The 26,547-nt window shown below is 36.1% G+C and carries 25 protein-coding genes and 2 pseudogenes; 8 read left to right on the forward strand and 19 right to left on the reverse strand.

Annotated features, from left to right (window positions below; translation table 11 throughout):
- Positions 1–635 precede the first annotated feature (635 nt).
- Positions 636–935, forward strand: a complete 300-nt coding sequence (locus tag AC625_RS12550) for a glycine zipper 2TM domain-containing protein (RefSeq protein ID WP_049681572.1) — start codon at positions 636–638, stop codon at positions 933–935.
- An 878-nt stretch (positions 936–1,813) separates the two neighbouring features.
- Positions 1,814–3,088: an IS110 family RNA-guided transposase gene (locus AC625_RS12560; protein ID WP_049681573.1), complete on the forward strand. Its 1,275-nt coding sequence runs from the start codon at positions 1,814–1,816 to the stop codon at positions 3,086–3,088.
- A 254-nt stretch (positions 3,089–3,342) separates the two neighbouring features.
- Here the strand turns inward: AC625_RS12560 and AC625_RS12565 are convergent, their stop codons facing one another.
- The 7 genes from AC625_RS12565 to AC625_RS12595 all read right to left on the reverse strand — a co-directional run bounded on the left by AC625_RS12565 (position 3,343) and on the right by AC625_RS12595 (position 11,696).
- Entirely contained in the window at positions 3,343–3,615 is a 273-nt protein-coding gene (locus tag AC625_RS12565; protein ID WP_049681574.1) for an HU family DNA-binding protein, read from the reverse strand.
- A gap of 510 nt (positions 3,616–4,125) precedes the next feature.
- Complete coding sequence (locus tag AC625_RS12570; protein WP_049683718.1) at positions 4,126–4,464, reverse strand: hypothetical protein; 339 nt, start codon at positions 4,462–4,464, stop codon at positions 4,126–4,128.
- A 145-nt stretch (positions 4,465–4,609) separates the two neighbouring features.
- Complete coding sequence (locus AC625_RS12575) at positions 4,610–5,698, reverse strand: hypothetical protein (RefSeq protein WP_049681575.1); 1,089 nt, start codon at positions 5,696–5,698, stop codon at positions 4,610–4,612.
- Positions 5,699–6,339: 641 nt separating this feature from the next.
- Entirely contained in the window at positions 6,340–6,582 is a 243-nt protein-coding gene (locus tag AC625_RS12580) for a hypothetical protein (protein WP_049681576.1), read from the reverse strand.
- A gap of 314 nt (positions 6,583–6,896) precedes the next feature.
- Positions 6,897–7,820: an HNH endonuclease gene (locus AC625_RS12585; RefSeq protein WP_049681577.1), complete on the reverse strand. Its 924-nt coding sequence runs from the start codon at positions 7,818–7,820 to the stop codon at positions 6,897–6,899.
- A 125-nt stretch (positions 7,821–7,945) separates the two neighbouring features.
- Positions 7,946–8,566, reverse strand: coding sequence for a recombinase family protein (locus tag AC625_RS12590; RefSeq protein WP_049681578.1), 621 nt, complete (start codon positions 8,564–8,566; stop codon positions 7,946–7,948).
- Between the two features lie 1,939 nt (positions 8,567–10,505).
- Positions 10,506–11,696, reverse strand: coding sequence for a YhgE/Pip domain-containing protein (locus tag AC625_RS12595; RefSeq protein ID WP_049681579.1), 1,191 nt, complete (start codon positions 11,694–11,696; stop codon positions 10,506–10,508).
- A 216-nt stretch (positions 11,697–11,912) separates the two neighbouring features.
- Here AC625_RS12595 and AC625_RS12600 point away from each other — a divergent pair, with 216 nt between their 5' ends.
- Entirely contained in the window at positions 11,913–12,530 is a 618-nt protein-coding gene (locus AC625_RS12600; protein WP_049681580.1) for a TetR/AcrR family transcriptional regulator, read from the forward strand.
- Positions 12,531–12,906: 376 nt separating this feature from the next.
- The gene (locus AC625_RS27830) at positions 12,907–13,509 is read left to right on the forward strand and encodes an IS66 family transposase (protein WP_281177273.1); all 603 of its coding nucleotides are present in this window, start codon (positions 12,907–12,909) and stop codon (positions 13,507–13,509) included.
- 32 nt (positions 13,510–13,541) lie between these two features.
- Here AC625_RS27830 and AC625_RS28210 read toward each other — a convergent pair.
- The 6 genes and pseudogenes from AC625_RS28210 to AC625_RS12635 all read right to left on the reverse strand — a co-directional run.
- Positions 13,542–13,730: pseudogene (locus AC625_RS28210) on the reverse strand (HAD hydrolase-like protein); the annotation flags it as partial.
- A gap of 318 nt (positions 13,731–14,048) precedes the next feature.
- Entirely contained in the window at positions 14,049–15,488 is a 1,440-nt protein-coding gene (locus tag AC625_RS12615; RefSeq protein ID WP_049681582.1) for a PTS mannitol transporter subunit IIBC, read from the reverse strand.
- A gap of 77 nt (positions 15,489–15,565) precedes the next feature.
- Positions 15,566–16,006, reverse strand: coding sequence for a PTS sugar transporter subunit IIA (locus tag AC625_RS12620; protein WP_049681583.1), 441 nt, complete (start codon positions 16,004–16,006; stop codon positions 15,566–15,568).
- 18 nt (positions 16,007–16,024) lie between these two features.
- Positions 16,025–17,191, reverse strand: a complete 1,167-nt coding sequence (locus tag AC625_RS12625; protein WP_049681584.1) for a mannitol-1-phosphate 5-dehydrogenase — start codon at positions 17,189–17,191, stop codon at positions 16,025–16,027.
- Positions 17,192–17,246: 55 nt separating this feature from the next.
- Entirely contained in the window at positions 17,247–17,813 is a 567-nt protein-coding gene (gene hxlB, locus AC625_RS12630) for a 6-phospho-3-hexuloisomerase (protein WP_156187527.1), read from the reverse strand.
- On the reverse strand, positions 17,814–18,518 hold the full coding sequence (locus tag AC625_RS12635) for a ribulose-phosphate 3-epimerase (RefSeq protein ID WP_049681585.1): 705 nt from the start codon (positions 18,516–18,518) through the stop codon (positions 17,814–17,816).
- A 168-nt stretch (positions 18,519–18,686) separates the two neighbouring features.
- Here AC625_RS12635 and AC625_RS12640 point away from each other — a divergent pair, with 168 nt between their 5' ends.
- The 3 genes and pseudogenes from AC625_RS12640 to AC625_RS28600 form a co-directional block, all read left to right on the forward strand.
- Positions 18,687–19,436 (forward strand): DeoR/GlpR family DNA-binding transcription regulator, encoded by a 750-nt coding sequence (locus tag AC625_RS12640; protein WP_049681586.1) that lies wholly within the window; start codon positions 18,687–18,689, stop codon positions 19,434–19,436.
- Positions 19,437–19,672: 236 nt separating this feature from the next.
- Complete coding sequence (locus AC625_RS12645) at positions 19,673–19,939, forward strand: phosphocarrier protein HPr (protein WP_049681587.1); 267 nt, start codon at positions 19,673–19,675, stop codon at positions 19,937–19,939.
- Positions 19,940–19,941: 2 nt separating this feature from the next.
- Positions 19,942–20,034 (forward strand): annotated as a pseudogene (locus AC625_RS28600) (hypothetical protein); the annotation flags it as partial.
- A 211-nt stretch (positions 20,035–20,245) separates the two neighbouring features.
- On the opposite strand, the gene AC625_RS12650 reads toward AC625_RS28600, so the two are convergent.
- From AC625_RS12650 to AC625_RS12670, 6 genes are all read right to left on the reverse strand, one after another.
- Positions 20,246–21,466: an amidohydrolase gene (locus AC625_RS12650; RefSeq protein WP_049681588.1), complete on the reverse strand. Its 1,221-nt coding sequence runs from the start codon at positions 21,464–21,466 to the stop codon at positions 20,246–20,248.
- Between the two features lie 24 nt (positions 21,467–21,490).
- Positions 21,491–22,717 (reverse strand): amidohydrolase family protein, encoded by a 1,227-nt coding sequence (locus AC625_RS12655; protein WP_049681589.1) that lies wholly within the window; start codon positions 22,715–22,717, stop codon positions 21,491–21,493.
- Positions 22,718–22,743: 26 nt separating this feature from the next.
- Positions 22,744–23,040: a tRNA-specific adenosine deaminase gene (locus AC625_RS25895; RefSeq protein ID WP_218971221.1), complete on the reverse strand. Its 297-nt coding sequence runs from the start codon at positions 23,038–23,040 to the stop codon at positions 22,744–22,746.
- A 491-nt stretch (positions 23,041–23,531) separates the two neighbouring features.
- Positions 23,532–23,888: a penicillin-binding transpeptidase domain-containing protein gene (locus tag AC625_RS12660; RefSeq protein ID WP_082191084.1), complete on the reverse strand. Its 357-nt coding sequence runs from the start codon at positions 23,886–23,888 to the stop codon at positions 23,532–23,534.
- A gap of 141 nt (positions 23,889–24,029) precedes the next feature.
- A complete protein-coding gene (locus AC625_RS12665; protein ID WP_049681591.1) occupies positions 24,030–24,557 on the reverse strand; it encodes a PadR family transcriptional regulator in 528 nt (175 codons plus the stop codon).
- A gap of 64 nt (positions 24,558–24,621) precedes the next feature.
- Entirely contained in the window at positions 24,622–25,470 is an 849-nt protein-coding gene (locus AC625_RS12670; protein ID WP_049681592.1) for a sialate O-acetylesterase, read from the reverse strand.
- Positions 25,471–25,607: 137 nt separating this feature from the next.
- On the opposite strand from AC625_RS12670, the gene AC625_RS12675 reads away from it, so the two are divergent.
- Positions 25,608–26,123: an RrF2 family transcriptional regulator gene (locus tag AC625_RS12675; protein ID WP_049681593.1), complete on the forward strand. Its 516-nt coding sequence runs from the start codon at positions 25,608–25,610 to the stop codon at positions 26,121–26,123.
- Positions 26,124–26,547 lie beyond the last annotated feature (424 nt).

Genomic DNA, 26,547 nt, shown 5'->3' on the forward strand with positions numbered 1-26,547 from the left:
CCCTAGTAAGGGTGATAACTTGGTAGCAGCCTTTCCTCCATCGGCATTACCCAACTTCATTGGTACTACGCTGCTATCCGACTCCCTACAACGGCATTTGGCTTCCTTGCTTATTATCGCTTGTACACCATACTCTTCTATAAGAAGAAAAGACCGGTAGGGTCTCCCGAGTTGCCGTATCATATCAATGTGTGACGTGCCAAGGTCTCTGACTCCAGAGAGGTTCTATCCTTCTTGCCTTTAACGATGGATAAAATGTAGCTTTCTGCTGTGCTTAAGGCATCAGCCCTCTCGATTTACTAACATTATGGAGCTCAATCCCTTCAACCATTTGGCTTTCGGCCCCACCTAACTGTCTACGCTTAAAGGCTAATGTTACCATTAGCCCTCCAAGACTCGCTACGAGTGAATGGCTAGTTCTTTCTCGACGGGAATCCCACCCGCTATATGATACGACCTAGGCTCGGCCGCACAAGCACCCGTTAGTTGAACAAGAAAAAATAGCTGCCGATAAAACAACCATATCTTGAACCAACATATAGTGAGTAAAACTACTTCAGCTGGGTAGTATATGTTTAGGATGGTGTGCTTTCATCATTAGCATATTCCCCATTAATAAACAAGGAAGTGAATAGATGAATCAGAGTAACGAACGCAATAACTTTGGTGGAAATGTAGAAGAAAGTAGCAACAATCAAGCTGGTAGTAATGCTAATCAAGGTGCGAGTGACTTTGGTGAAGCAGCAGCAGCAGGAACTCTTAATGGAGCCGTTGCGGGTGCTATGATAGGTGCTCAATTTGGACTAATTGGTACTGTAATAGGCGGTGTTTCAGGCGGTGCTATTGGTAACCAGATTGTAGAGGGGGATGAAGTCGATGACAAAACAGCTTCCAAAAATCATGATGAGAGCAATAATAACTCTATAAATAAGTAGCAGGCACTTTACAAAAATGTATTTGTGTTAATCTCACCAAAAAAGGACCGTCAAAAAGACAGTCTTTTTTTTCACTAGTCGAGTAGAAGGGAACCTCTCTACCTTGCGGTAGATTGTGTTCCTCCCCCCTCACAGAACCGTGCTTGCGCTATTTACGCACACGGCTCCTCCTAGTCACCATTCACAAAATATAGCTAATCTCTTTCGCTCAGATTTTGCTAATTCTGCTATCCTTAATAGTTTTGTGTCCATTTATTATCCCTACCTCTGCGTGTAGTAAATGTGTCCCTAGTAAGGGTGATAACTTGGTAGCAGCCTTTCCTCCATCGGCATTACCCAACTTCATTGGTACTACGCTGCTATCCGACTCCCTACAACGGCATTTGGCTTCCTTGCTTATTATCGCTTGTACACCATACTCTTCTATAAGAAGAAAAGACCGGTAGGGTCTCCCGAGTTGCCGTATCATATCAATGTGTGACGTGCCAAGGTCTCTGACTCCAGAGAGGTTCTATCCTTCTTGCCTTTAACGATGGATAAAATGTAGCTTTCTGCTGTGCTTAAGGCATCAGCCCTCTCGATTTACTAACATTATGGAGCTCAATCCCTTCAACCATTTGGCTTTCGGCCCGCCACCTAACTGTCTACGCTTAAAGGCTAATGTTACCATTAGCCCTCCAAGACTCGCTACGAGTGAATGGCTAGTTCTTTCTCGACGGGAATCCCACCCGCTATATGATACGACCTAGGCTCGGCCGCACAAGCACTCCGTTAGCATTCCTGTAGATTGCTAAATTTCGGCTTTGAAAAAAAGAGAGCCCCTCAGTTAAGATGAATACACACACAAACCAATTCAATCTTAAGGAGGAAGCTCTACTGTGAAGTATAAAATGCAAGACAAACAAAATCAACTGATTGAAAGAATCTCAGACTCCCATCTAGTTGTCGGAGTAGATATTGCTCAACAGGTCCACGTTGCCCGAGCTGTAAATTACAGAGGTATTGTGATAGGTGATCCTCTTTCTTTTGAAAATAATGAAGAGGGTTTTGTTAGATTGCTAGACTGGATTAACCAGCTAAAAGTTACAAAAGGATTTAATACTGTAATAGTTGGTATGGAACCTACCGGACATTATTGGTTAAACCTATCCAAATGGTTTTATAGTCAAAGTATTGAGGTGGTAACCGTTAACCCTCACCTAGTTAAAAAGAATAAAGAAAATCGAGATAATACGCAATCAAAAAGTGATAAAAAAGACGCTCTCGTGATTGCCGATATGGTGAAGAATGGTTACTACTCTTTTATTCGTCCATCGTCAGAGGCTTTTGAAAAACTTAGAGTACTAATGTCTAACCGAGACGTAATCGTTAAACGGCTTGTAAGTTCCACCAATCAAATAAATCGTTGGGTAGATATCATCTTTCCTGAACTTCGAGAAGTGTTTAAAAACGTAACAGGAAAAGGGGCCATCGCAACCCTCCGTTTATTCCCTACACCATTGGAACTACGTTCCATGAAATCTCAAGATGTTGCCGAGGGATGGAAAACACTGATGAAACGTCAGCCCGGCTTGAAAAAAGCACAATCACTAATTGAATTAGCTAAACGGTCCGTTGGAAGTCCCCAAGCTCTTGATGCTTATAAACTACACCTTGAACAATTACTTGAAGAATTTGATCTCGCCACAGCCCAACTTGAAAGAGTCGAAAAAGAAGTTACTAAAGCACTTGAAAAAGTTACCTATACAGATAAATTACTTGGCATTAAAGGATTAACTGAAATTACACTTGGGGGCATATTAGGTGAAGCAGGAGATTTAAGTAAATTCGCCCATGGTAATTCTCTATTACGACATGCAGGTTTACATCTAGCAGAGTCTAGCTCAGGTAAATGGAAAGGGCAAATAGTCATTTCTAAACGTGGGAGATCTCGACTAAGGCGCTTCTTGTACTTAGCCACATTGAGTCTTGTGATGAACAACCCAGAGTTCAAAGAACTTCACTCCAACAATGTTAAAGTAAAAAAAATGAAGAAAATGAAATCCATTATGAAATTGATTGGTAAGCTAGCTAGAATACTAGTAGGAATTGCCCGTCGTAATGAACCCTATTGTGCAGAAAGAATACAACCTTTAACACCAATAGCAGCATAACTTAATTTTCATTAATTTGAACAATCAAAGAAAAAATCCTGCACATCAATACAGGATATTTGACCAAACTTTTTTACAAATTATCAATCTTTGTTTTAAAGCCACAACAGAGTCAAATTACAAATGATCAAACTGTATTTTAAATTCACATCCATTGAATAGAACAGAAAGAATACTAATTTAAATAGAAAATACTCTGGAGAACATCCCATCTCCAGAGTATTTTTACACTATTATAATTAGATCCATTTATATTATTTAACAGCCTCTTTTAATTCCTTACCTGGTTTAAAAGCAGGAACTTTAGAAGCAGCAATTTGTATTTCTTCTCCTGTTTGTGGGTTTCTACCCGTTCGTGCTGCTCGGTCGCGCACTTCAAATGTGCCAAATCCAACTAATTGGATTTTTTCTTCTTTAGCAAGCGTAACAGAGATCGTTTCAATCAATGCATCAACAGCCTTTTTAGCGTCTTCTTTTGTTAGTTCAGCTTGTACGGCTACCGTATTCACTAGTTCAGTTTTGTTCATATTCATACACCTCGTCCTTTATTCTTCATTAGTATGTAGTAATGACAACATCAACATAACATATGTTCGGTATGTCTGTCACTTGTAAGGCTAGAAAATAAAAAATTATATTACTGTCATTATTGCTAAGATTAGCTTTTTACACATTCCGATAAGCAGTATTATGTGAACCGGTACTCAGGTAGGTACAACATATCGGACGAGGATCTACTTAAGTGGATACACTAGATTTATCCCACTTACCACCTGAGGTAAGTATTCTTCTCAAAATGTAGAAATGTTAATCAAGTTATAATAATTTAGATTTGATAAGGTTGATACGATAAATTTTATTCGGCTAATTTAAAACAGATGGAGTTGATAGCAGTAGTGTTTCCCTGCAAAGGAGGGCTATCAGTTCACCATCAGTTGTTCCCATACTCTACATGCCTGGCTTGTGTACGAGGGATATAAAATAACAAAAAATTAGGATGTATCAGTTTTCCCAAAAAACTATTACCTAATAATCAACTAGAATAGATTTCCAAAATGCTCTTCTCCAAAATGGGGGAAATATTGAACACTTTGACCTTTATCTCCAGGAGATTTGTACCATTCATCACCTGGGATACCAGCGTCATAATAAGTTTTCAAAAGCGTATAGTTAGTAGTTAAATCAAAAGCTCGGTTGTTAAACTCTTGTAGCCAATAACTAAGCTTGATTCCGTAATACCCTTCATCAAAATTTAAAATATTGAATTTTCGTTTATTGTTTTCAAGACCAAGCTTATCCAAAGTATCAACTTTATCTCCGTATACCTTGAGCCAATCTTCTTTAGTAGGGTATTTTGCGTAATCATAAATATCCATGCTTATCATTCCTTTCTAATTTGATAATTTATAGATTCGACAAAATACCAAAATTACTCCTGTTCTATCATACGTTTATTTACATAAAAAAAAAGTTCGGTTATTGAACTCCTTTCTGATTATCAACATATCTTTTTCCAATACACTAGTTCTTTGGAAATAATTCTTTTATTAACTCTTCTGTTGTTTTGTACTTAATGTGTTCCTGGTGTGTAAAACGAACTGCCACATCAGATTCTCCACCTTCCACAAATTCGTAATTCACTTTGATTTTCGGTGCAATTGTTTGCTCTAGGAGTAGAAAAACACTATTTAGGTCATCTTTTAAATGTGGATTCGTTTGATTTAACCCATTTTCTTCGTATGTCACTATTACAGAATAAGAACCACAATCACCTTTCCCACTTGGTTCTCCACAATTCAACCAGAAATCTTCATATTCTGAACCAAAAACAAATCTTTGATTTTCTATTTTTCTAGCTTCTGTCTCCCATTTCTTATCTACCTCGTAACTAGCTATATCTGAGTTTTGAGCCTTCAAATGCACAATAAAATCTTCCTTAGTTTTAATGGCATCTAAGTTTCCCATAGACACACCATTGCTATAAGCAGGCTCTCTCATATCAGTTATGTATATTTCATCTATATCCGCTTTACTTTTTTGAATGAGTTTAGCTAGTTGATAATAACGGTCCACTTCATCATCGGTAAATGGCTTATATTCAATATTTGTTTCTGTTTTTAAAGATAATCCTATTATGTTTTTGTCTTCATTTCCGATTCTTTGATTACCTGTATAATCTATATAGATTTCACCATTCTTGCTATAACGACCTTGAAATCCCAACTTATGTATATCAGGAATCACAGGTTTTAATCGTTTAAACTCTTTGTGTGCTTCCAAAGCAAATTTGTAATCATCAGATATTTCAGGTTTATCCCCTAGATAATTAACTTTGACTGTGAAGGTCACGTCTTTATTGTTTTTTTGAACCACCGTGTATTCAGCTTCACCTATTGAAATATCGTTTCCGCCGGACTTACTCTCTATATAAACAGCTATCCCGTACTTATCCTTAACGTAATTCCTAACTTCATTATTTGAAACCTCTGGTCCACCTAAGCTCAGCGAAAGAAACGGTAGAAAAGGTGTAAATCTGATAAAAATACCTAATAAAATTGTGACACCTAACAATTTTATTATAAAACCATACCCATTTTTCTTTTTGTTCATTTAAAATACTTCCTCTCTCTATAGTAACTCTTTATTTTATAAATACATAATACAATAAAAAAGACAAAAGAAATGAATATTCTCTTTTTAGTTTCATAAGATTGAAAATTATTTTTCTAATAAATAAGGCTGTTTCTATATGGTTACTTGAAAATAAAAAGCCAAATCATACAGATTTGACTTCAATGTTTATACTTTTTACAGGAAACTAAAACTATAACTCGGAACCTTGCTTGAACTTTTGTATATTACGCATAGCTGTAGGTAGATAAATTTCTAAGAATTTCTCTCTATAGAAATCATATGCCTTATCCTTTTCGTTCACATGAAAAGCTTTAAATCAATCTCCATAATAGCCTTTTATTTATTCGCCAATTTCCCAAGTAAAATGGCATTGTCGCTTTTTAGTTTTTTGTTTTCTTCATCCAATTCAGCTATTCTTCTTTTTAGGGACTCAATCAACTTGTCCTTTAACTTCTGATTTTGTTATTATGTATAGCAAATAATCCGAAAAATATAAAGTTTGAATAAAAAACTTTTATATTTTCGGTTTAATTAAGATTATTCGTTATTGAGTTATGGCTACCGGTTAACTTAATAAGAAATGGTCAAACAGATGATTATTTATCCTTTTTCCTTACTTAAAAAGGACAAATAAGCCAATAATGCAATTCTACTTTCGAGCCTAAATATTCTCCAATAGGTGGAGTTTCGTTTGAAGAAAGATATGTCACTCTTAGAGTATCTCGATATGTTTCTTTTAATTTTTGAGTCATCGCAGGGGCACTGTAACGTTTTAAGTTTTTAGCATTCGCTTCATAGTGTTGATTTAATGCATAAAATTTAGAGATGACTTGTATTATTTTTTCTAACTTTTCAAACAACCCTACTCCCCCCTTTTTCTTCTATCCTAATAATTGTAAATCGATATAAATATATCATATTTTCGCAACACCTTTATTCAACAATCTGGCCCGATTGCGGAACAAAAAATCCTGTATTATCAATAAAGGACTTTTGTTCAGGTTTTTATTAATTATCAAACTTTATTTTAAAACTACACTATTGACTGGCGTTCAGAAATGGCTGCAAAAGTACAAAAAATTCCAAGGGGTAATTCTGTCTAATTTTGGATTATCAACACTCGTGATAAAATCTATTTTCTATTAAGACTCCCCTTTATCGAATTTCTAATTTACTAGTTCATTTTAAAAATATTCTTCTTATGCCACTTAAAATACACTTTATTTTCAGAATGAATCTGTATTTTAGCCTTTGGTACTAATCTATACATCAGATAATCTTTATCACAGATCACTGAAGAAATATGCAAACGTCCTTGTCCATCGAATGCAATCAAACCTTTATCATAAAGTGCATCGTGATTACAACAAAGCAGCACGCCATTGTATGGATCTAAACGTTCTTCATTTGTACTATCTTTCCAAGGTTTCGAATGACTCGCTCTTAATAATTCAGGTAGATTTATACCACACAATGCACACTTACTTTCCCATAGTGGCAACAAGTCTTTCCTGAACTTTTGCTGACCCAAACGGATTTTCATTTTCGCTTCTGATTCTGTTTCAACGATTACTGGAATTAATGTATTGTGTTCAGTTATTCTTACATCATCAATCGATATTTCTAACTGCTCTTCATTTACTTGATAAATGTTCATTTCACTAATTAGTTCAAGCAATTTAATCGCTAGTTCTTCGTTACATGGATATAAATAGCCTTGATTCCCATTTGCATCTTGCTGGAATGGTGAATATTTAATCGGTAATAGTGGCAAGATCTCATTAAACTTCTCTCGCACATTAACTCGTTTGTCTAATTCATGGTATTTTAAATTCACTAAATAACCATCGTCATTCCATCTATTATGACTTTGCAAAATAAATGGTTTGCTACCGGCTTTACAGCTTTCACTGGCAATACTAATAGCAACGATATTTCCTTTCACATAGTGAAATACTCGATCTCCTTCCTTTACTTCCGTCATCCGTTGCCATGAATGTGGTACATTGCCTCCTTTATCTTGTTGTGGAGACCAAATAATACCTAGATCTTTTTCTTCCTGGTAAGTGTGCCCTTGCATAACAATAAAATTATTCAAATTGCTTCCCCCTAAACCACATGCCTGTTTCTTTATTTTCTATTGTATTTGTATATGGTACTTTTAAATTATTGAAAAGGCATCTGCTTATCGCCAAATGCTCCTTTTTTGACGTGTTTCTTCTATTATATAGAAACCTTTTTAATGTCATTTTCATATTTCTTAACCAATTTATAAAAAGTCGTCTTTTTAACATTTAATTCTTCCATCGCTTTAACAGCAGTCATCTCTCCTGCTTTCCAACGATCATAGACTTCTCTGAATTCTTCAGTAACCTCAACTTTAGGTCGACCAAATACTGTGCCATTTTGCATAGCCAAATCAATGCCCTCACGCTGCCGTTTTCGAATTCGATCCCTTTCTTCTTCCGCCATCCAGGAAAGAATCTGCAAAACAAGATCCGCAATGAAAGTTCCTAAACTATCCTTAAATTGAGTCGTATCGAGCAAAGGCATATTTACCACCACAATATCGGCCTGTATGCTCTTCGTGATGTCATTCCACTCCTGTAAAATCTCTTCTTTGTTCCGGCCAAAGCGATCCAAAGAATGGATATATAGCACATCTCCTTTTCTCAACATTCGTTTAAGCAACTGATATTGAGTTCGATTAAAGTCCTTTCCACTTTGTTTGTCCATGAAAATATCTCGTTCACCTATTCCCTTTTCTTTCATGGCCTCAAGTTGTCGTCCCTCGTTTTGATCCTTGCTGCTAACTCGTATGTATCCAAACTTTCGAACGTCCATTTAAATCTCCTTCATTTTAGTTCTTTTTCTATTAGTCTACCAAAAACGTTCATAAAAGTATACGAAACTCAACGAACGTCCGTAAAATGATTTTAAAATTTTATGAACGCTAACATTAACTGTTTTTAAACAAAAATAACCCGTTCATAAAAGTGTACTTTTACGAACGATTAATGAACAGCTTTCTTGAACAACTCTAATTGAACAATTTCATGTCTGTATTTCCTGAACTTTAAACTGTTTTAAAAGGGTATACTCATAACCATATGATAAATAGAGATAACTCTTAATAAAGAATAAGAGTGTCTCTAAGACTATCTTATAATCCTTTGAGCCACTCCTTACCATCAATCGTCTAGTAATCACTTTCTAGCCTTCTAAAAATCATTCAATTACCATATGGACAAACGTATGTTTCAAAAGCCGTTTAATTATTTGTACTAGTGCTGTTGCCATATGCATCTCAATAAATTTTTTATAGTAAATCTTTATGAAATTTTTTATAGTAAATCTTTATGAATTTTAATAACAGCTTTTCAAATAAATTTCTTTTCTTCTATTGCACAATATGGCCGATGTGCTTCATTCGGTAAAACATCGCGTACATATTAGGGTGCAAAATAATAGCCATGTAGACAATAACGACCTCGAATAAATAAAACGAAGAGAATACGTAATTGGTTAACTTTGCAAGTAATAACCGAATAGTCCTTTGGATCTATTTGAGGATAGTTGGTTGATTGCATAAAAAAGGTTCCCTTTTTTACCTTTGAGAATCCGTTAATGGAATGGGTCACTATGATATGTTGAACTAGTTAAATCCCCTGTATCCATCCTTACTTTTGAGTTTTTTATCAACGTGGAATTTTCTAATTACGTTTTTGTTTCACTTTCTTGCTGTCTATTCAATTACTATTCCATAATCTCAAGCCTTTGTAGCTTCTTTCCCGAAAAACTTCATCACATTTGGAAGATCCTTTATTATTTTTACATCCTATAACATGTTTTTACCTACTTTTTTGGAGAAGGTTATATACGCATTTCGATGCTATCAACTAAAGACATTTCAGGATAGCGGATTAGTCGAAAGAGATTTAAGACCTTGAAAGATGTGCCAGATAGTTGAATCAACAAGTGAATTAATAAAAAAACAAGTCCCGACTTATCTCTTTTTTCCAGAGTTACGTCGGGATTTTTTTAATGAAGAATTCTTTTGTAAATGCGAAAAAAGTAGTTGCAGCAATGGATGTGGAGCTAAAAAACACTGAGTAAACACCTAGTATTTAATGTTTAGAAAAACTCCTAATTCTATTGTCAAGTAGACATTGTTCCACCAAACACTAAAACAGTGATGAATTGATTATAGATCCATGTAACATACATAAAACCCACCTCATTTTTCCAATTCGGCGCTAAATACAGCGCTTTTTTAGAGGTATTCAAATCCTGCCAAGAGCAACAAAATATATTTATTCAAAAGCTCCTTAAGTAGTTGGAGAAACAACAAGAATAGATTAATACTCAATTGGAAGAACGTGATAAAAACTTGATGGTCGCTATGAAAAAAAGCATGGAACCTCAAAAATCACTTGCTTCCAGAAAAGACTAATCGGTAATATAATCCCTAGAATCGTCTCTAGCGTACCATCATTCCTTTAAAATGCTATTTAAAAAAATCTTGAATAATCATAAAAAATATAAATGCATTGTAAATGATAAGAACAATAGTTAAAGCTATGTAGGCTAGTATTTTCATTTTTTCAAATCCATAAGTTCCTCTATTCCCATTTATCATTCCACTGTTACAGTAGGTAAATAAGATTATTATCTATAATCCGCCTAATGGTCTAAATCATAGATATGAATATCAAAAAGATTAATTTGACCACAGGTGGGATAAAAAGAGACCCTCAAAAGAGGGTTATGGTATGGACCACTTTTACATGGTTGGTTGAGATTTCCCTTCTTTTTTAGCACTTGGTTTTAGAGCAGAAGCCCATAAGACGACCAGACTTCCTAAGCCAATTCCTACTAAAACAGACGTAGGATGATTCCAACTTAATCCTTTGCCAAAGAAAAATAATTCGCGAAGACCGTCAACCATAAAACGCATTGGTAACCAAGAATAGATCCAGTTATGGTAAAACGAAGACATAAACTCTGGGGCCATCGCTAGTAACGGTGCTCCAAAGAAAAGAATAATGATAAAGAGTGGCATTCCTTTGATGCCCAGCCATGAAAGAACAGCCGAGATCATTAAGAAAAAACTGAAAAATGCTATTGATAAGAACCAAGCTATGTCTGTGAAGTTAGAAATATTTAACCCTACTGCATCAGCCAACCACGTCAAACCAAAACCTGCAAAAATAGCGAGTACAGCCCCTATAAGAACCTGCATCAATTGATTAGTGAATTTTTCTGCTCGATTCGCAAACGAAAGTTTATTTAGCATTAAATAAATGATAGCTGCCCCAGCTATGCTTGCCATCCAAAGTGGTTGGAATAACGATACAGGTGCATTCCCATTGGCGCTATGCGTCCCAATTTCATTTACATTGGTTACATTCTTTGTAATTGGTGACGCTAAAGCAACAGCTTGCTTTGTCGTTAGAGTGCCTCCTTGTTTTTCAAATCCTGCTACTAGCTGGGTGCGGACATTATTATTCATATTATCTACAATTCCATTTAACATTTGTCCAGCCATTGTAGATGCCATTGTGTTCATACCTTGGTTCACGAAGATTTGAACTTCTGGTGATGAAGGATTTGGCGTTTGAAACGAAGCTTGCTTTTGACTAAAGTTTTTTGGAATTACGAGTGCAGCGTAATACTTTCGATTGTCTAAGCCTTTCTTTACTTCTTCGTAACTTTTTACGGTAACCCAATCCACAGCTGGTTCTTCACCGGATGTTGTTTTGGATGTATTTTGGATCATTTTAGTAATTGTTTCACCCATATTTAATTTTGTCTGATTAGGAAGTGTCACTCCTTGATCCTCATTAACAAATGCAATAGGCAAGTTTTTAGGCGTTGGATTCACTGACGGAATCAATGTCAAACCAAAAATAAGAACAACTGCCAATACAATAATAGGTGATAAAAGAACAAGTTTATTCTTTACTAATTTCATAAGTTGTACCTCCATTTAATATTTGTTTAAATACGGGATCAGAAATAAGGTCGGGACGTATAATGGACATAACGTTGATTAATGACCTCGTTGTAAATTATAATAAATTGATAGGAAATAGCAATAAACAATAAAAGTAGGAATGTCTATTACTTAACAGGAAGAGCTTTATTGTTCATTATTCCAAAAAATTAAAGAAAGTAAGGTTGGATGAGCATGTCAGATCAAAAAACAGATAGACGAATTATCCGTACAAAACGAATGATTCGAGACGCTCTTACAGATCTAATGGAAGAAAAAGGATTAGAAGGGTTTACTGTCAAAGATTTAACAGAAAAAGCCGATATTAATCGTGGCACTTTTTATTTACACTACCAGGATAAATACGATTTGTTGGAAAAAAGTGAAAACGAGATTATTGAAGAAATGTACGAATTTCTAAAAGAAATCAATCCTGACCTTATCAACCAGTCTGGTTTACAAAACGAACCGTTACCATTTTTAGTGAATTTATTTGAGAATATAGAAAAAAATGCTCGTTTTATGAAATTAATTTTAGGTCCAAAAGGAGACCCAGCCTTTCAAGTTAAATTAAAACAATTTATGAAAATCAACTTTCTCGGAAAAATAATGGAAAAATCAAATAATGAGTCTCTATCAGTTCCAATAGAGCAACTTATAGCCTATGTTACTTCGGCCCACCTTGGTGTCATTCAGCAATGGTTAAATAGTGGAATGCAGCAATCACCTCGAGAAATGGCATTAACTTTATTAAAAATTACTTTTTATGGCCCAGCACATATTGCTGGAATAAAGAAGGATTTAAATTTTTAAAAATAAAGGAAGTGAAATTTTTTTAAAAAACCTGGTAAAAAATCAAGCTTCCTGCTCTCTTCTATAAAGGGCCTCGCCAACATTAGCTTCTTTGCTTAATGTTATTTAAGAAAATCGGTTCGGAAATTTAAGATTTTAAATGTTTTATCGATTGCTTCTGTTCAAAGCAGACCATTGCAAAACATCATCTGAAGAAGTAGACTGTTATGATTTTTGATAAACCTCTATATATTAGAGTTCAAGAAATGGAGGACAAGCTTTTACTTGAATTTTTAAAAAATATTAAAAGGAACGAGCGTGCACCATTAATTCGTGAGGTGAAGCGTTTTACAGAAATAGGATTAACCTCAACTACACATGCCTACATGGGGGACCAATCGAGGCCACGCTTCAACAATCTGTTCATCCGAAACGTGGAAAAGAAGTGATGGACCAAATCGGCATCCTTCCTGTGTTTTCTCACATCGCCTTTCATGATGGGTGGAATTCCTATTTCAGCTATGAAACATGTCAACACGTCTTGTGCAACGCTCATCTTCTTCGTGAACTTCAGGGCATCTATGAACAAATGAAAGAGGAGTGGGCACAAGAAATGAAGGGACTCCTTCAATCAGCGAAAACAAAGAAAGACGAGAACAATGGGAAGGTCGATGTGTTGGCCCTCTTGAGAATCAAACGGAAATATGAACATATCTTACAAAAAGGCTATCAGCTTCATCCAACTACGACGGAGCCAAATCCATCGCGTGGACGTCCGAAACAACACCCATCCAAAAATTTATTGAACCGTTTTGCCCGTGATCGTGATGCCATCTTAGCTTTTTTGACTCATGAGAAGATTCCTTTTGATAACAACCAAGCTGAACGGGACATCCGAATGGAGAAAGTGAAACAAAAAGTGTCCGGTTCGTTCCGTAGTGAAAACGGCGTTAAATGGTTTTGTCTCACGAGGAGTTTGATCCTTACAGCCCTAAAATAAGGAAAACCGACTCCCAGTTGTTCTTTGAAAAGTTCATGAAGTATAGTGGCATCTGTTCCAACACATTTAGCAAAATGTTCAAGTGGCACCCCCCCCTTATAAAAATCTATAGTTTCTTTATAAGCCTCATACCAAACCGTCTCTGTGTCTATGATTAAACCATCAAAATCAAAAATGATTGCTTTTAGTAAGTTCTTTTCCCCTTTCCTTTCAAGCTTTATTTAACGATTTTACTCTTCACTACCTCCTATAATTCCTTGGTCACCGACCATTCCTGAAAAATTCCAAGTTTCTTCTAAACATAAAGCTAAAAAAGCACAAAATACTCCCCAGTCCCTTCATAGATGGGGAGTATTTTGTGACTACCTAATAATATAGGATTTAATTTCATGAAACTCGCATACTATATTTGGACGTCTAGTGATTTCTCTAAGTACCCAGGTAGCTAGTTATATTCTAAATACTTGTCATTACCAATAAAGGACAGCATCTATTATGCCCTGTAACATATCCAGTCCGGATTACTGTGAGTTGAATGGTTACTTTTCTTCTAATTCATTGATTAACTGTGCAAGATTAGGATCATCGATATAATTACTTATTGTGATAATCTTTTTGTCATTATGACTCAACCTTGCTCTTTCGTATAAATCCTTGTGTACTACTATAATATCAGAATCCTTTGGAGCATCTTCTATCCTGTAATGCTTGACTTCGATCCCGTTGATATTTTTCTTTTGCAATCTTTTCCTAAACGTAGTAGCGCCCATCGCACTACTTCCAACACCAGCATCACAAGCGAAAGAAATTTTACTGATAGTATTGGAAGTAGGGTTAACCAAAGATGAACTTAAAATTTGTTTACCTTCGGATTTCATGGATTTTGATTTCTCTATTGAACTTGTAAAGTCTTCTTCCTCATCGGCTTTTTTATCAAGTTTCAGAATTATAGAAGTAATGACGAAAGAAACCACGGCAGCGACAACAACACCTGCGATAACTCCCAAAAAATTCCCTTTTGGTGTCAGCGCCAGATAAGAGAAAATCGAACCAGGACTTGGACCAGCTACAAGACCAACATTAAACAGATTGAACACAGTAATGCCTGACATTCCTCCAGCAATCATAGCTATAATTGTAAGTGGTTTCATTAATACATATGGAAAATATAACTCATGGATTCCACCTAAAAAGTGAATAATAATCGCACCCGGTGCTGTTCTTTTAGCAGCTTTTTTTCCAAAAACGCTAAATGCCAGCAGTAATCCTAAACCTGGTCCAGGGTTAGATGCAACAGTAAAGAAGATTGATTTTCCTTCTTTTAGTGTTTCCTGCATACCTAATGGATAATAAATCCCCTGGTCAATTACATTATTTAAAAAAAGTATTTTGGCTGGTTCATTGATTAAAGATAGCAATGGTAAAAATCCAGTAGCAACCAATGATTTAATTGCAGATGTTACAAAGTTGTTTGCAGATTCAATTACAGGACCGATGACATAAAAGGATAAAATCATTAATAAGAAACCAAGAATACCAATTGAAAAGTTATTGACGATCATCTCAAATCCAGCTGGAACTTTATTTTCTATTGACTTGTCAAATTTTTTAATGACCCAGCCACCTAATGGGCCTATAATCATGGCCCCGAGGAACATTGGAATTCCTGAACCGACGATAAGACCAATAGCACCAATCATTCCCATTATTGCCCCTCTTTGGCCTGCAATCATCCTGCCCCCTGTACCTGCTAATAGTAAAGGCAATAGGTAGGTAATGGAAGGACCAACGATTTCGGCAAGCTTTTCGTTAGGAATCCATCCAGTTGGAATAAATAGGGCTGTGAGAATCCCCCAGGCAATAAAAGCTCCGATATTAGGTAAAACCATATTGGTGAGGAAGCCACCAAATGCCTGTATTCGAGCACGAGCCGAAGGCGAAGGGTTCTTAACTTCTGTTATTGCTGTAGCATTGGACATTTGAAACTCTCCCTTTTAAGTGAAATTTATTATTTAAAATATCTCCCGCATCTGTATTGGACGAATGCGGGGAAATGTTATTCTACCGATTCAATAATCTCGATGATTTCAGTTTCACTGCTGGCCTCTTTGAATTTGACCATAGCATCTTCATCAATCAATAAAGAGGATAAGTCTGAAATCAACTCTAAATGCCCTGTCGCATCTTCAGCTGCTAAAACGAAAAGAATGTTTACATCTTTTTCTTCAGGAAAAAACACAGGTTCTTTCAGTTTCAGGAATGAGATCCCGGTTTTTAGCACCCCTCCATCATGATTTTGTGCATGAGGCATAGCAATTCCAGGGACAATGACAATATATGGACCATTAACATTCACATTTTGAATCATATCCTGTACATATTTCTCAGTGATGTTTCCCTTATTCAGCAGAGGCTCGGCAGCGAGCTTGATGGCTTCTTCCCAGGTAGGGGCTGAGTTCAGGAAGTGGACATTATTTTTAAGATACTGGCTTAACATATTATTTCTCCTCTCAATTCAACAGTTTACTATGTGACCGTTTTTCATTTTATCGTAATACTTCTTTATCATAACCTTCAATTTCACATTTTCAATACTTGAAAAATGTGAAATGGCCTTATCTATTCCATTACTACGGATATAACCTTGCAGTGTGATCGATTCCTCGTCTTCAGGGCTGTCGAACAGATAGCCAGCAGCGATGGAAGCGGCTAAATTTTCTACAGGCAATCCCAACTTGAAGAGTTCTCTTGCTGGTTTGACCAACCGCTCTTCATAACTTAACTTCCTGATTGGCGACCGTCCGACACGCAAAATATCATCACTTATATTGCTGTTTTTAAAACGCTTGAGCGTTTTTTCGATAAACTCAGTCATTTTTTCGGAGTCTGACCGATAAGTCCGAATGATATACTGGGAAGCCTCCACCATCGCGCTCCTCACGATTCTTTCAACATTCTGATTCCTTAAGGCCTTTTGTATTGTTGGTTCTCCTAATAAAAATGCCAAATAGGCTGTGGTCGCATGCCCCATATTTACAATGTATAACTTCCTTTCAATATAAGGTCTCAAGTCCTCTACATATGTAGCACCGCTGATTAAAGGTAGATCAAAGTTAACCATTTCTGATTTGTTGATTACCCACTCAAAGAAGGGCTCTACAAGGGCGATGTCACCTTCCGTACCTTTTTTTGATAAAGCAAGGCGGTCAATAGCAGAGTTGGGAAAGCCGACAAGGGAATTGATTTGAGCTAGTTCTTTGCTTGACACAATTTTTTCTACTTCCTTTTTTAAAGTGGAAGAAGCATTAATCGCGTTTTCATTGGCGATTACATCAATTTTCTTCTCATTTTGGGCGATTCTTTCTAAAAGACCTTTTGCCAAGACTTTGGATATTTTAGATAAATTAGCGACTCCTACAGATGTCGTGATGATATCAGCACTTACAATTGCTTCAATCACTCTTTTCTCTTGAATAATACTATTCAGGGCTGATACGGAAAAGATTGTTTCCACAGTATGATTCTCGTCTAATAGTTCAACTGAGTAACTGTTTCTTCTATTAATTCTGTCAATCATTTCTTGATTGACATCAACAAAGCACACTTCATAACCGGTTTTTCTGAGCAAATTTCCGATGAATCCCTTCCCAATGTTTCCAGCACCAAAATGCAAAGCTTTCATCATCTAGTCTCCTTTACTAATCTAGTACTCAACTACACGAAAAGCCCAATTCTAACTATTCTAAGTTTGCATGATATTGCCAAAGAGAGTGCATATCTTTATCTTTATCTTTCTCTTTGATCATCATTAGGGCAATTGTATCACCCAATAGCAGCAGGCTTTGTTCGAATAAACTTGTCATTGGTTGTACCGACGGAATTTCACCTGGCAAATGCAGCTTCGTGCTTACAGGGATTTTAATAAAGAGATCCGTATACTCTCTCATTGAACTTTGTGAATTCGCGCCAATGTGGGCTACTGTTGCTTTAAATTGCTTTGCCTTTTTGGCGATAATAAGCGGAAAAGCGGTTTCTCCGCTACCGGAGCCTACAATCAATAAGTCTCTTTCAGTAATAGCAGGTTCAGTGATTTGTCCAACGATATAAGTCTTGATGCCAAGATGAGCCAATCTTTTGGCGATAGCCTCTAATGACAGTAGTACCCTGCCAACACCGACGAAGAATACTTTCTCAGCTTTCTGTATTTCAGCAATCAGTTGTTCTACCTCTTCTCTGTTAGTATTGCCTAATGTATTGCCTAATTCATTGATAATATCTTTAGAAACTTCCCAGTAATTCACCATTTATTTCACCCCTATATTTAGTCCTTGTGTAATCGCTTCTTCTACTAGTAGTTTATTTTCACTTAAACTATTATTTGGAATAAATAGACTTGTAGTCCCCGCAACCAAAATGTCTGCACCTGCCCTCACCAATTCAGGAATCGTGTCTAAAGATACTCTTCCGTCGACTTCAATTCTTGTGTGCAAACCTTTTTTCTGAATTAATTTGCTTAGGTCCTCTACCTTTTGTGTAGCGTAGGATACTTGGCTTTCGTTTTTATCAGTTGCAAAACCAGGATTGATAAGCATTAAAAGTACAGTATCAACCTGTGGCAATACATAGTCTAGGACAGATAATGGAGTTGCCGGGTTAAGTGCCACTCCAACCTTCACCCCATTTTTTCTGATCATATTGATATAACGATCAATATGGATGCTTGTCTCTAGATGGAACGAGATTTGTTGGACACCAATGTTGAGCATCTCCTGAATGAAAAACTCATTATTATTGGCCATAATATGAACATCAAAGTCCATGTCGGTGACCTCACGTAATTTCTTCACGGTGTCGATTCCAAGCGGCATACTTGGGCTGAACGCTCCGTCGATGATATCTACGTGTAATGTATCTAAGCCTGCACGCTCAATCTCTTTTACACTTTTCTCTAAGTTGCAGAGATCTGCGCACATAATAGATGGTGCAATTATAATTGCCTTATTGTGCATGTTAATGCCTCCTTTTTTGCGTTTTTATGCTTATAACAGGATTATATAGCGTTTCCCTTTCGGAGTAAAGTATATTTTTGCATCTTTGTGCATTTTTTTGCGTCTTTGTCTTTGCTTAATAAAAAAACTATGTTAAATTAAAAGAAATAACAAGAGAGGAAATGAAAAATGTTAAAAGAAGAACGGCAACAAAAGATTTTACACTTCTTAAATGATGAACATAAAGTAATCGCCAGCGATTTAAGTAAACGTCTGTCTGTTTCAGAGGATACGATCAGGAGAGATTTAAAGGAGTTGGATACCCAGGGTCTAGTGAAAAGAGTTCATAGCGGGGCACTGAGGGTTGGGCCCCCAGTGGTTGATTTTTCTACGAGACAAAATATATCCAATGAAGTAAAAATCAATTTGGCCCTTAAAGCGATTGATTTTATAAAAGATAACATGGTCTTGCTGATCGATGGGGGGACAACGAACCTACACCTAGTAAACAACCTACCTTTATCCTTGAAGGCAACGGTCATTACCAACAGCCCCCCCATTGCCATGGCATTATCCAACTACGATTATGTTGAAGTTAACATGATTGGCGGCACCTTATTTAAAGAGTCGATGGTCAACTTGGGGATTGACACAGTGGAAACGCTGAACATGATTAGGGCCGACCTATATATTATGGGGATTTATAATATCGATCCTCACATCGGAATCAGCATTCCCAGTATATCGGAAGCCTTAGTAAAACGAAAAATGGTATCCGTTTCTACTGAAGTATTAGCCATGGTTACATCTGATAAACTAGATACCGTTTCTAATCACATTGTATGCCCATCTGATTCTTTAACCTATCTCATTACTGAACATGTTAAACCAGATGTTAAAGCGCTGTATGCCAATAAAGGAATCAATGTGGTGGATTAAGTATTGGTTACTCTAGATAAAATAGCTTTTAATGAATAAATTGCAATTGCTCATTTTGATGCTTCCACTTCAGAGGTAAATTATTTAAAAGATATTGATGTACAGTAAAGGATATTATACCTCACTAATTAACAAATCAAATTGATGTTGGACTATTCCAGTCCCGAGAAGATCACTTGTTTTGGGGATGGAGATAATAATGAAACTAAGAAAAAAAACAGAGGAGATTGATTTACATGGTAGAAAAAAACTATACAGTAATAGAAAAGTCAGGCATTCATGCACGTCCAGCAACCATGTTAGTACAGGCTTCAACAAAATTTAAATCTGATGTGAATCTTGTGTTTAATGGAAAAAGTGTAAACTTAAAATCTATTATGGGTGTTATGGCTCTTGGTATTCCAAATGGCTCTGTAATCACAATTGTAACGTCTGGACCAGATGAAAATGAAGCGCTCGCTACTCTTACTGAAACAATAAAAAATCAGGGATTAGGTGAATAACGTTGTACGGGTTAACAGGTATAGCGGCATCAGCAGGGATTGCTTTTGCAAAAGCTTATCGCTTAGAAGAACCTAAATTTAATATAGAAAAAAAGGTAAAACAAGCGGAAGATTGATGTCAATTACAATCAAACATTGTAAAAAAATATTTAAAATGAAAAAAAGCTAGAAATCCACTAGGATCTCTGGCTTTTTTTATACTTTAAAGAAAGTACGCCCCCATCTACATCCATAAATGCTACTATAATTAGGTTGTTTAGCAATTATGGAGAATTAGATTAGAAGAAGTCTCAAGGATTTCCTTACCTATATTTTACCTGAAACTACTCTGCCTTTAAACATCGTAGCGGTTCTATTGGATCTTCTGGCAATAGCCTCGGCAGAACAAGATGCTTCAACGAAGACAATGTTTGCTTCGTCTCCGACTTTTGGCCAAATCTGCTTGCCTTCATCGTTCAAAGTAGTTTTCCCGTCTGTTATAAATCTAAGTGTCTGTGACAATGAACGTTCATCAGCCCACCCTGAAATCTCTGCCAAACGACCAACACGTTCCAAAATGTCACCATTTCCAAACGGTGACCAGACATCGAAAATATTATCGCATCCTACAGAAACAGGGACTCCTTTCCTGTTCAATAAGCCTACAGGAGGGAATTTTCTTCCAAGTGGTACACTGGTAATGATAGAAATTCCTGCATCAACCAAAATTTCTGCCATTTCTTCTGCATGTGCCTGTGAGATATCCCCAAGTGCAAATGCATGGCTGAGTGCTACTTTACCTTGCAACCCAGCTTCTTTCGTTAACTGTGCCAATCTTTTCATGGTATAGACGCCGAGGTGATCCGCATCATGTAAATGTAAGTCAATTCCAGCATTTCCTTCAACAGCAAGTTCAACCATATCTTGTAACGATTTTTCAATATTACCATCAACTGTAGCTGGATCGACCCCGCCTACCAAATTCGCTCCCTGGCGAAGGCTCTCCCTTACCAAATCATGTGCCTTTGTACGTAACAAGCCGTGTTGTGGAAAGGCGACAATTTCATATGATAATTTACCTTCAAATGTTTGCAAAGCTTTTTGTACTTCTTCTAAATTTTTCAATCCAACCTCTGGATATATGTCAACATGGGTGCGAACATGTGTTACTCCCGCTCTCAAGTATATATCCAGTAATTTTTCTGCCCGTTCTTGTGTAGTTGTTTTTAGAGAAGGGAGTACTCTTTTCTCGATTTCAAGTCGATTATAAATATGATTGACAGGTGTTACTGCACGCCATTCATCGCCAAGCAATGTTTTATCTAAATGACAATGTTTTTCAGTAAAAGATGGTAAAAGCAACGCCCGGTTTACATCTTTTTGTGGGAAATCGTCTGAAATAGTCTCACTAGCAGCGATAATTTTTGTGATTTTCCCATCCTGAATGAACAGATGGCAGCAATCGGTCTTTGTGCCAGTGATCATATCGCTATTTCTTGAATATTTACTCTCTAACAGGGCGTTTGTTATCCAAAATGTATTGTCCATATTATCTACCCTTTCTTAAGCGAATCATGAAAGATTGTCTGTAACAAAATTCCCTTTAAACACTATGGCCTTTCTTGTTGCTCTCCGTGCAACTGCTTCAGCTGAACAACTTGCATCAACAAAAACGAAATCAGCATTGTCGCCGACTTTTGGCCAGGCACATTCCCCTTCTTTATTTAACGGGGTTATGCCACCGGTAATATACCTAAGGGTTTGTCCTAGTGAACGCTCATCACTTAAATTAAAACGTTCTGCCAATGTTCCTACTTTTTCCAAGTTATCTCCTTTTCCAAACGGAGACCAGTGATCCATAACGCTGTCAACACCAAGAGACACATTGACACCCTCCTCTTGAAGCAGCGGGATTGGTATGGTATGACCAATTGGAACTGAAGAGGCAATTGAAATTCCTTGCTTAGCTAGTAGTTTAGCTACTTCGATTACTTCTGAACGAGAAATATCGGCAAATGCCAATGCATGGCTAATTGTGACTCTACCTTGCCAGCCAACTTCTTCTGTTAGTGCTGCCAACCGTTTAAAGGTAAAGATACCTAGATGACCAGCATCATGCAAATGAAGATCGATATCTACATTTGCTTCAACAGCAAGCTCCATTACAGTTTGTAGCGATTTTTCAATATCTCCGTCAATGGTTGCCGGATCGACCCCACCTACGAGCGAAGCTCCATTGCGCAGGGCTTCTCTAACAAGCTGAACGGAGTCACTGCGCAATAATCCATGTTGTGGGAAAGCAACGATTTCAATAGCGGCTTTTTCTTTATAAGATTCTACAGCTCGTAAAGTTGCCTCAAGATTTTTTAAGCCAATTACCGGATCAACATTACAATGTGCACGAATACGAGTTGAGCCTTTACTAGTTAGTAAGTGCAGTAACCTTTCTGCCCGTTCTGTCGCAACAGGAAGCAATTTTGGAAGCAATACTTCTTCTTCTTCCAGACGAGTGATAAGCCCCTTCGTTGGAATGGATGGTGCTTTCCATGGTCCACCATAGTATGTTTTATCGAGGTGTACATGCATATCTCTAAAGGAAGGCAACATTAAATAGTTTTTTGCGTCTTTCTCAGGGAAATTTGTTTCTAGAGGCTTGTCCACCGAAACAATGTCTGTTATTTTTCCTGCCGTAACTTGCACATGGAAGCTTTCTGTATCAGTTCCTGTAACTGCACCATCTTGATAATGATAGCCGGTCTCCAATTGAACATTCTTTAACCAATATGTTTTATCTGCCAATTGCTTTCCCCCTTGTTATTGCGCGTTTATTTATTTAATTCATTCCAGTGTTGGTATACTTTGATGCCGTCTCCATGTTGATGTTGTTCCATAAGTAGTCTGCGTTGATTGACTGATTTGCAATTGCAATATTCAACATAGAAAGTTTCCAATTCAAAATATTTACGATCATCTTTATGATAAGGCACATAATCTTCACGGGTTGTAATATAAATAACTTTTTTCGAGCTGCAGTAATAAAGGGAGCCTAAGCACATTGGACATGGACTAGCCATGATATAGATTTCATAGACTGTCAGATGTTCTGTCTGTAATTTTAGCATGCTTTTCTAACTGCCCAATATTTCTGCATGTGCAGTTGGGTCACTTGTCTGAGCTACAAGATTCGGGCTTTCTGCGATAATTTCTTCGTCGCGATTAACATACCCCGGCCTACCTTCATAGCATCCCTCTCTCTTTTATTAATAAATGTTATCATGGAATTAACTATATGAAAAATATAAAAAAAATTACTTTTTGTTAAGTTTTTCATATAGTTGAGGGGAGAAACACACGCGGTCATATCCAAAGAGAAGTTTAGTGACTATCACTTTTAGTAATAAAAATACTATTGAGTGGCGGGCTATTGATGTCAAAAGCAGAAGGTTAAAGCCAAACGAAATAGCTAAATGTAAGCAACCTTTGTAAGAAGGGTGTTTTTTCTTCAGGAATATTATTCAACTAAACTGCTCCGTTAGTTTAAGTACATATCTTCACAATCTTTATAATGATTTTAATCAAACTTTATTACAAATTATCAATCTTTTTTACAAAGCTACAGTTGATTATTGCGATACTCGCCTTCTCCGATCTTAATAGCTGTTTTAAACATATACACATCGGATGACTGCTTTAATGCAGTCAAATTATTAATCATACCCATATATTTCCACGAGCGCTTTTGTGGTGACCCTTTGATATTAATCGGAGCATCAACCATTGACTGCCCTGGATTAATCGCGTCAGTTTCATAACCTGTTAAAGTGGTTGCTCCTGTTACAACCGATCCCATTGTATAAGATGTTGTCATATTTCCCAGTGCAAAATCGTTAAACTTCATCTTACCAGTCTTTCCATCTCTCGCGTACTGTTTGCCAGCCATTGTTAGGATTTCTCCAGTGTTCGGATCCATAAGCACTACAAATGCGCATGATATTCAAACGAATCTAAACAACCAGTCTTCGGTATAATACCGTCAACTGGCTGCATAATAAGGTGTTTTCTTACTGTCTCAAAAAATGACTAGCGATAATAAGATACTAAACTGCATTTATTAATTTTCATTTCTCATATCATTTAATAATTCTTCAAACCATTCCACGTTTACTAAATGATGAGAACGTGAATTTTCCAACATTTTTTTAAAAAAAGGAGGGTGAATTTTATCATATTCAAGAGATTGTTCTAATAAAAAAATTTTCTTTTTAGTTTGTGCAATTTGTATTTCTATTAGTTTTATTAGCTCTTCTCTTTTATATTCATTAGTAAATAACATTGTTGCATAGAAAGATAAATTTATATACTCTGTTTTGGAACCATATTTGTACATTAACTTTTCAAATTCTTTATTTCCTAATTCAGTAATAATATAATTATGCGTCTCTCTAATGCTGTCTACTTGCACAACTTCAACTTTTTCAATATAGTGTTTTTCTTCTAATTGTCGAAGATTGTAATAAAATGACCCTTTTGTGAAATTTACTATATACTTATAGTGTCTCCCTTCCATTAAAGCCAATAATTCATATCCGTAAGAACCTGGGTTTTGCTTTAATAAACCTAAAATTAATAATGGTATCAAAAAAATGACCTTCTTTATATTTTTTCTCTAAATTATGCTAATAATTCTTTCATAACTATAAAGTCTAATCATTGTTGATTTGTATGAGTTGAGATTCAAATTCATCATATGATATTTTTCCTAGTGCAAAATCCAAACTTTTTATATAAATCTTTTCTGCTTTTGTATGTGTTCTAGCATGATTAAGATTTATCAACTCATATTCATTAATTAATGGCTTCAATACATGTTGCTTATTAGAAAAGGCTTCCAAATATCGTAGACCAAATTTTCTTTGAGAAATTGCATCAATATGAATACCATCAGGGTTAGAAGTTAAACCTGAAGCTGTAACAAAGTAACAATTATCTTGCTCAAAAGCAAATTTTTGTAACTCTTGATTAATAAAGTTATATTCAGTACAATTTTTCCCATACCCTACTTTACCTAAAAAATCTCCTAAACCACCAATAATGAGGGGAATATTTGGAACATCCAACTCTTTTCTAAGGGTTTCAATGATTACAAGTAATTTTTTGTAATAGACTTTGTAGTTACCATTAGTGCTGTCACTTTCCCCTTGATGCCATAAAATCCCTGTCAACTCACTATTCTGCATAGCAAATTTAGCTTCATTTACTGCGTGTTTAAAAAGTGCGCCGTCTACTGCCCATTCTTCAAGTGAGCTTCCACCCTCAGCACAGGGAATCAAGCCAATAGTATCTTCTTGATTTTTACAACACCATTCATCTGCAAATGACCCAGCAAGGCTTATTCCAGAAACTAGGCGGTCATAATTAATGGGTTCAGTCATCATTTGCCATCTACCATTGCGCAACATTTGTATCCTTTCATTATAAATTGGAGGTACTTCGTGAATAAACCCTCGCCCAGCCATATTAGACTGTCCTAACATTAAAAATGATTTAACCATTTTTTTCATCCTTCTTTTTTATTTGTAAGAAACATTTTCATTTACAATAGTCTAATTAAACTATTACACATAATGTTATAGTCTAATTAGACTATCGTCAACTAATTTACACGCACCTCTTTGATTGTAGCATTTTCATAAAGTATAGTGTCGGAGTTGAATATGCTTTACATTGTCTGGTTTATTTAATTGTTGTGCCTTCCAACGATAGTATTGGGATAAAGGATTTGGCAGAATTCCAAGGACTTCCTGAGACATTTCTTTCAAAAGTTTTCGGTAAATTATCTAAGGCTGGAATTGTAAGTTCTGTCCCCGGGGTAAAAGGAGGATATAGATTATCTAAGTCTCCGAAAGATATTTCCTTTTGGGATGTAATTGAAGCGATTGAAGGCCCTAAGCCTATTTTTCAATGTGAAAATATTAAAGATAATGGTTATTTGTATAGAAAAAACTACTGTCAAGCTCCCTCCTTTTGCACCATCAATTTAGTTATGCTCTCTGCGGAAGAAAAAAGGCGTGATGACTTACGTAATAAAACACTTTCATGGTTAAATGAAGAGCTTGGTAGTGTCTTATCCATACAAATACGTGAAGATACTCGGAAATTTTTTTCGAAGCAACACATAAAACAAACCTCTCGTGAAATTCCTTAATTAAAGGGAATTAAGAGAGGTTTTTTCTTAGTTCAAAGAAACGTATCATTCAATTGTCTAGTAAGGACTACAACCAATCCTCAATTAACCTGCAAGTTGGCCCATTCACAATCTTAGTAAATTATTCCATTAAATGGCCCTTTTCATTAAAAAAGACGCTTTCCTTATTTCAGAAAAGCGCTAATCCTTCTTAGATCAAAGCCCCCGATAGTTGAACTTCCCCTGTAGTTGTTTCGCAGCCTTGAGTAAAGCTAAGCACGTTCAGCTGATAACAAATAAATTCTCTTCATATCTAAAATATTAAGATCGATTTATTTAAATGATAAATATTAAATGTTATAAAAAAACTATTTCCTATAAATAATTTAGATAACCCTTGACCTCAACTAAAGTTTAGGTTGTATCTTTTTATTTGTAATATGAA

The sequence above is a fragment of the Peribacillus loiseleuriae genome (assembly GCF_001183985.1).
Classification (GTDB): Bacteria; Bacillota; Bacilli; order Bacillales; family DSM-1321; genus Peribacillus; species Peribacillus loiseleuriae.

What these genes read in the sequence shown, in the direction of transcription:
- AC625_RS12550 (WP_049681572.1), top strand. Translation starts at nt 636, where the DNA reads ATGAATCAGAGTAACGAACGCAATAACTTTGGTGGAAATGTAGAAGAA.
- AC625_RS12565 (WP_049681574.1), bottom strand. Translation starts at nt 3,615, where the DNA reads ATGAACAAAACTGAACTAGTGAATACGGTAGCCGTACAAGCTGAACTA.
- AC625_RS12570 (WP_049683718.1), bottom strand. Translation starts at nt 4,464, where the DNA reads ATGGATATTTATGATTACGCAAAATACCCTACTAAAGAAGATTGGCTC.
- AC625_RS12575 (WP_049681575.1), bottom strand. Translation starts at nt 5,698, where the DNA reads ATGAACAAAAAGAAAAATGGGTATGGTTTTATAATAAAATTGTTAGGT.
- AC625_RS12590 (WP_049681578.1), bottom strand. Translation starts at nt 8,566, where the DNA reads ATGGACGTTCGAAAGTTTGGATACATACGAGTTAGCAGCAAGGATCAA.
- AC625_RS12595 (WP_049681579.1), bottom strand. Translation starts at nt 11,696, where the DNA reads ATGAAATTAGTAAAGAATAAACTTGTTCTTTTATCACCTATTATTGTA.
- AC625_RS12600 (WP_049681580.1), top strand. Translation starts at nt 11,913, where the DNA reads ATGTCAGATCAAAAAACAGATAGACGAATTATCCGTACAAAACGAATG.
- AC625_RS12615 (WP_049681582.1), bottom strand. Translation starts at nt 15,488, where the DNA reads ATGTCCAATGCTACAGCAATAACAGAAGTTAAGAACCCTTCGCCTTCG.
- AC625_RS12620 (WP_049681583.1), bottom strand. Translation starts at nt 16,006, where the DNA reads ATGTTAAGCCAGTATCTTAAAAATAATGTCCACTTCCTGAACTCAGCC.
- AC625_RS12625 (WP_049681584.1), bottom strand. Translation starts at nt 17,191, where the DNA reads ATGAAAGCTTTGCATTTTGGTGCTGGAAACATTGGGAAGGGATTCATC.
- hxlB (WP_156187527.1), bottom strand. Translation starts at nt 17,813, where the DNA reads ATGGTGAATTACTGGGAAGTTTCTAAAGATATTATCAATGAATTAGGC.
- AC625_RS12635 (WP_049681585.1), bottom strand. Translation starts at nt 18,518, where the DNA reads ATGCACAATAAGGCAATTATAATTGCACCATCTATTATGTGCGCAGAT.
- AC625_RS12640 (WP_049681586.1), top strand. Translation starts at nt 18,687, where the DNA reads ATGTTAAAAGAAGAACGGCAACAAAAGATTTTACACTTCTTAAATGAT.
- AC625_RS12645 (WP_049681587.1), top strand. Translation starts at nt 19,673, where the DNA reads ATGGTAGAAAAAAACTATACAGTAATAGAAAAGTCAGGCATTCATGCA.
- AC625_RS12650 (WP_049681588.1), bottom strand. Translation starts at nt 21,466, where the DNA reads ATGGACAATACATTTTGGATAACAAACGCCCTGTTAGAGAGTAAATAT.
- AC625_RS25895 (WP_218971221.1), bottom strand. Translation starts at nt 23,040, where the DNA reads ATGCTAAAATTACAGACAGAACATCTGACAGTCTATGAAATCTATATC.
- AC625_RS12660 (WP_082191084.1), bottom strand. Translation starts at nt 23,888, where the DNA reads ATGGATCCGAACACTGGAGAAATCCTAACAATGGCTGGCAAACAGTAC.
- AC625_RS12670 (WP_049681592.1), bottom strand. Translation starts at nt 25,470, where the DNA reads ATGGTTAAATCATTTTTAATGTTAGGACAGTCTAATATGGCTGGGCGA.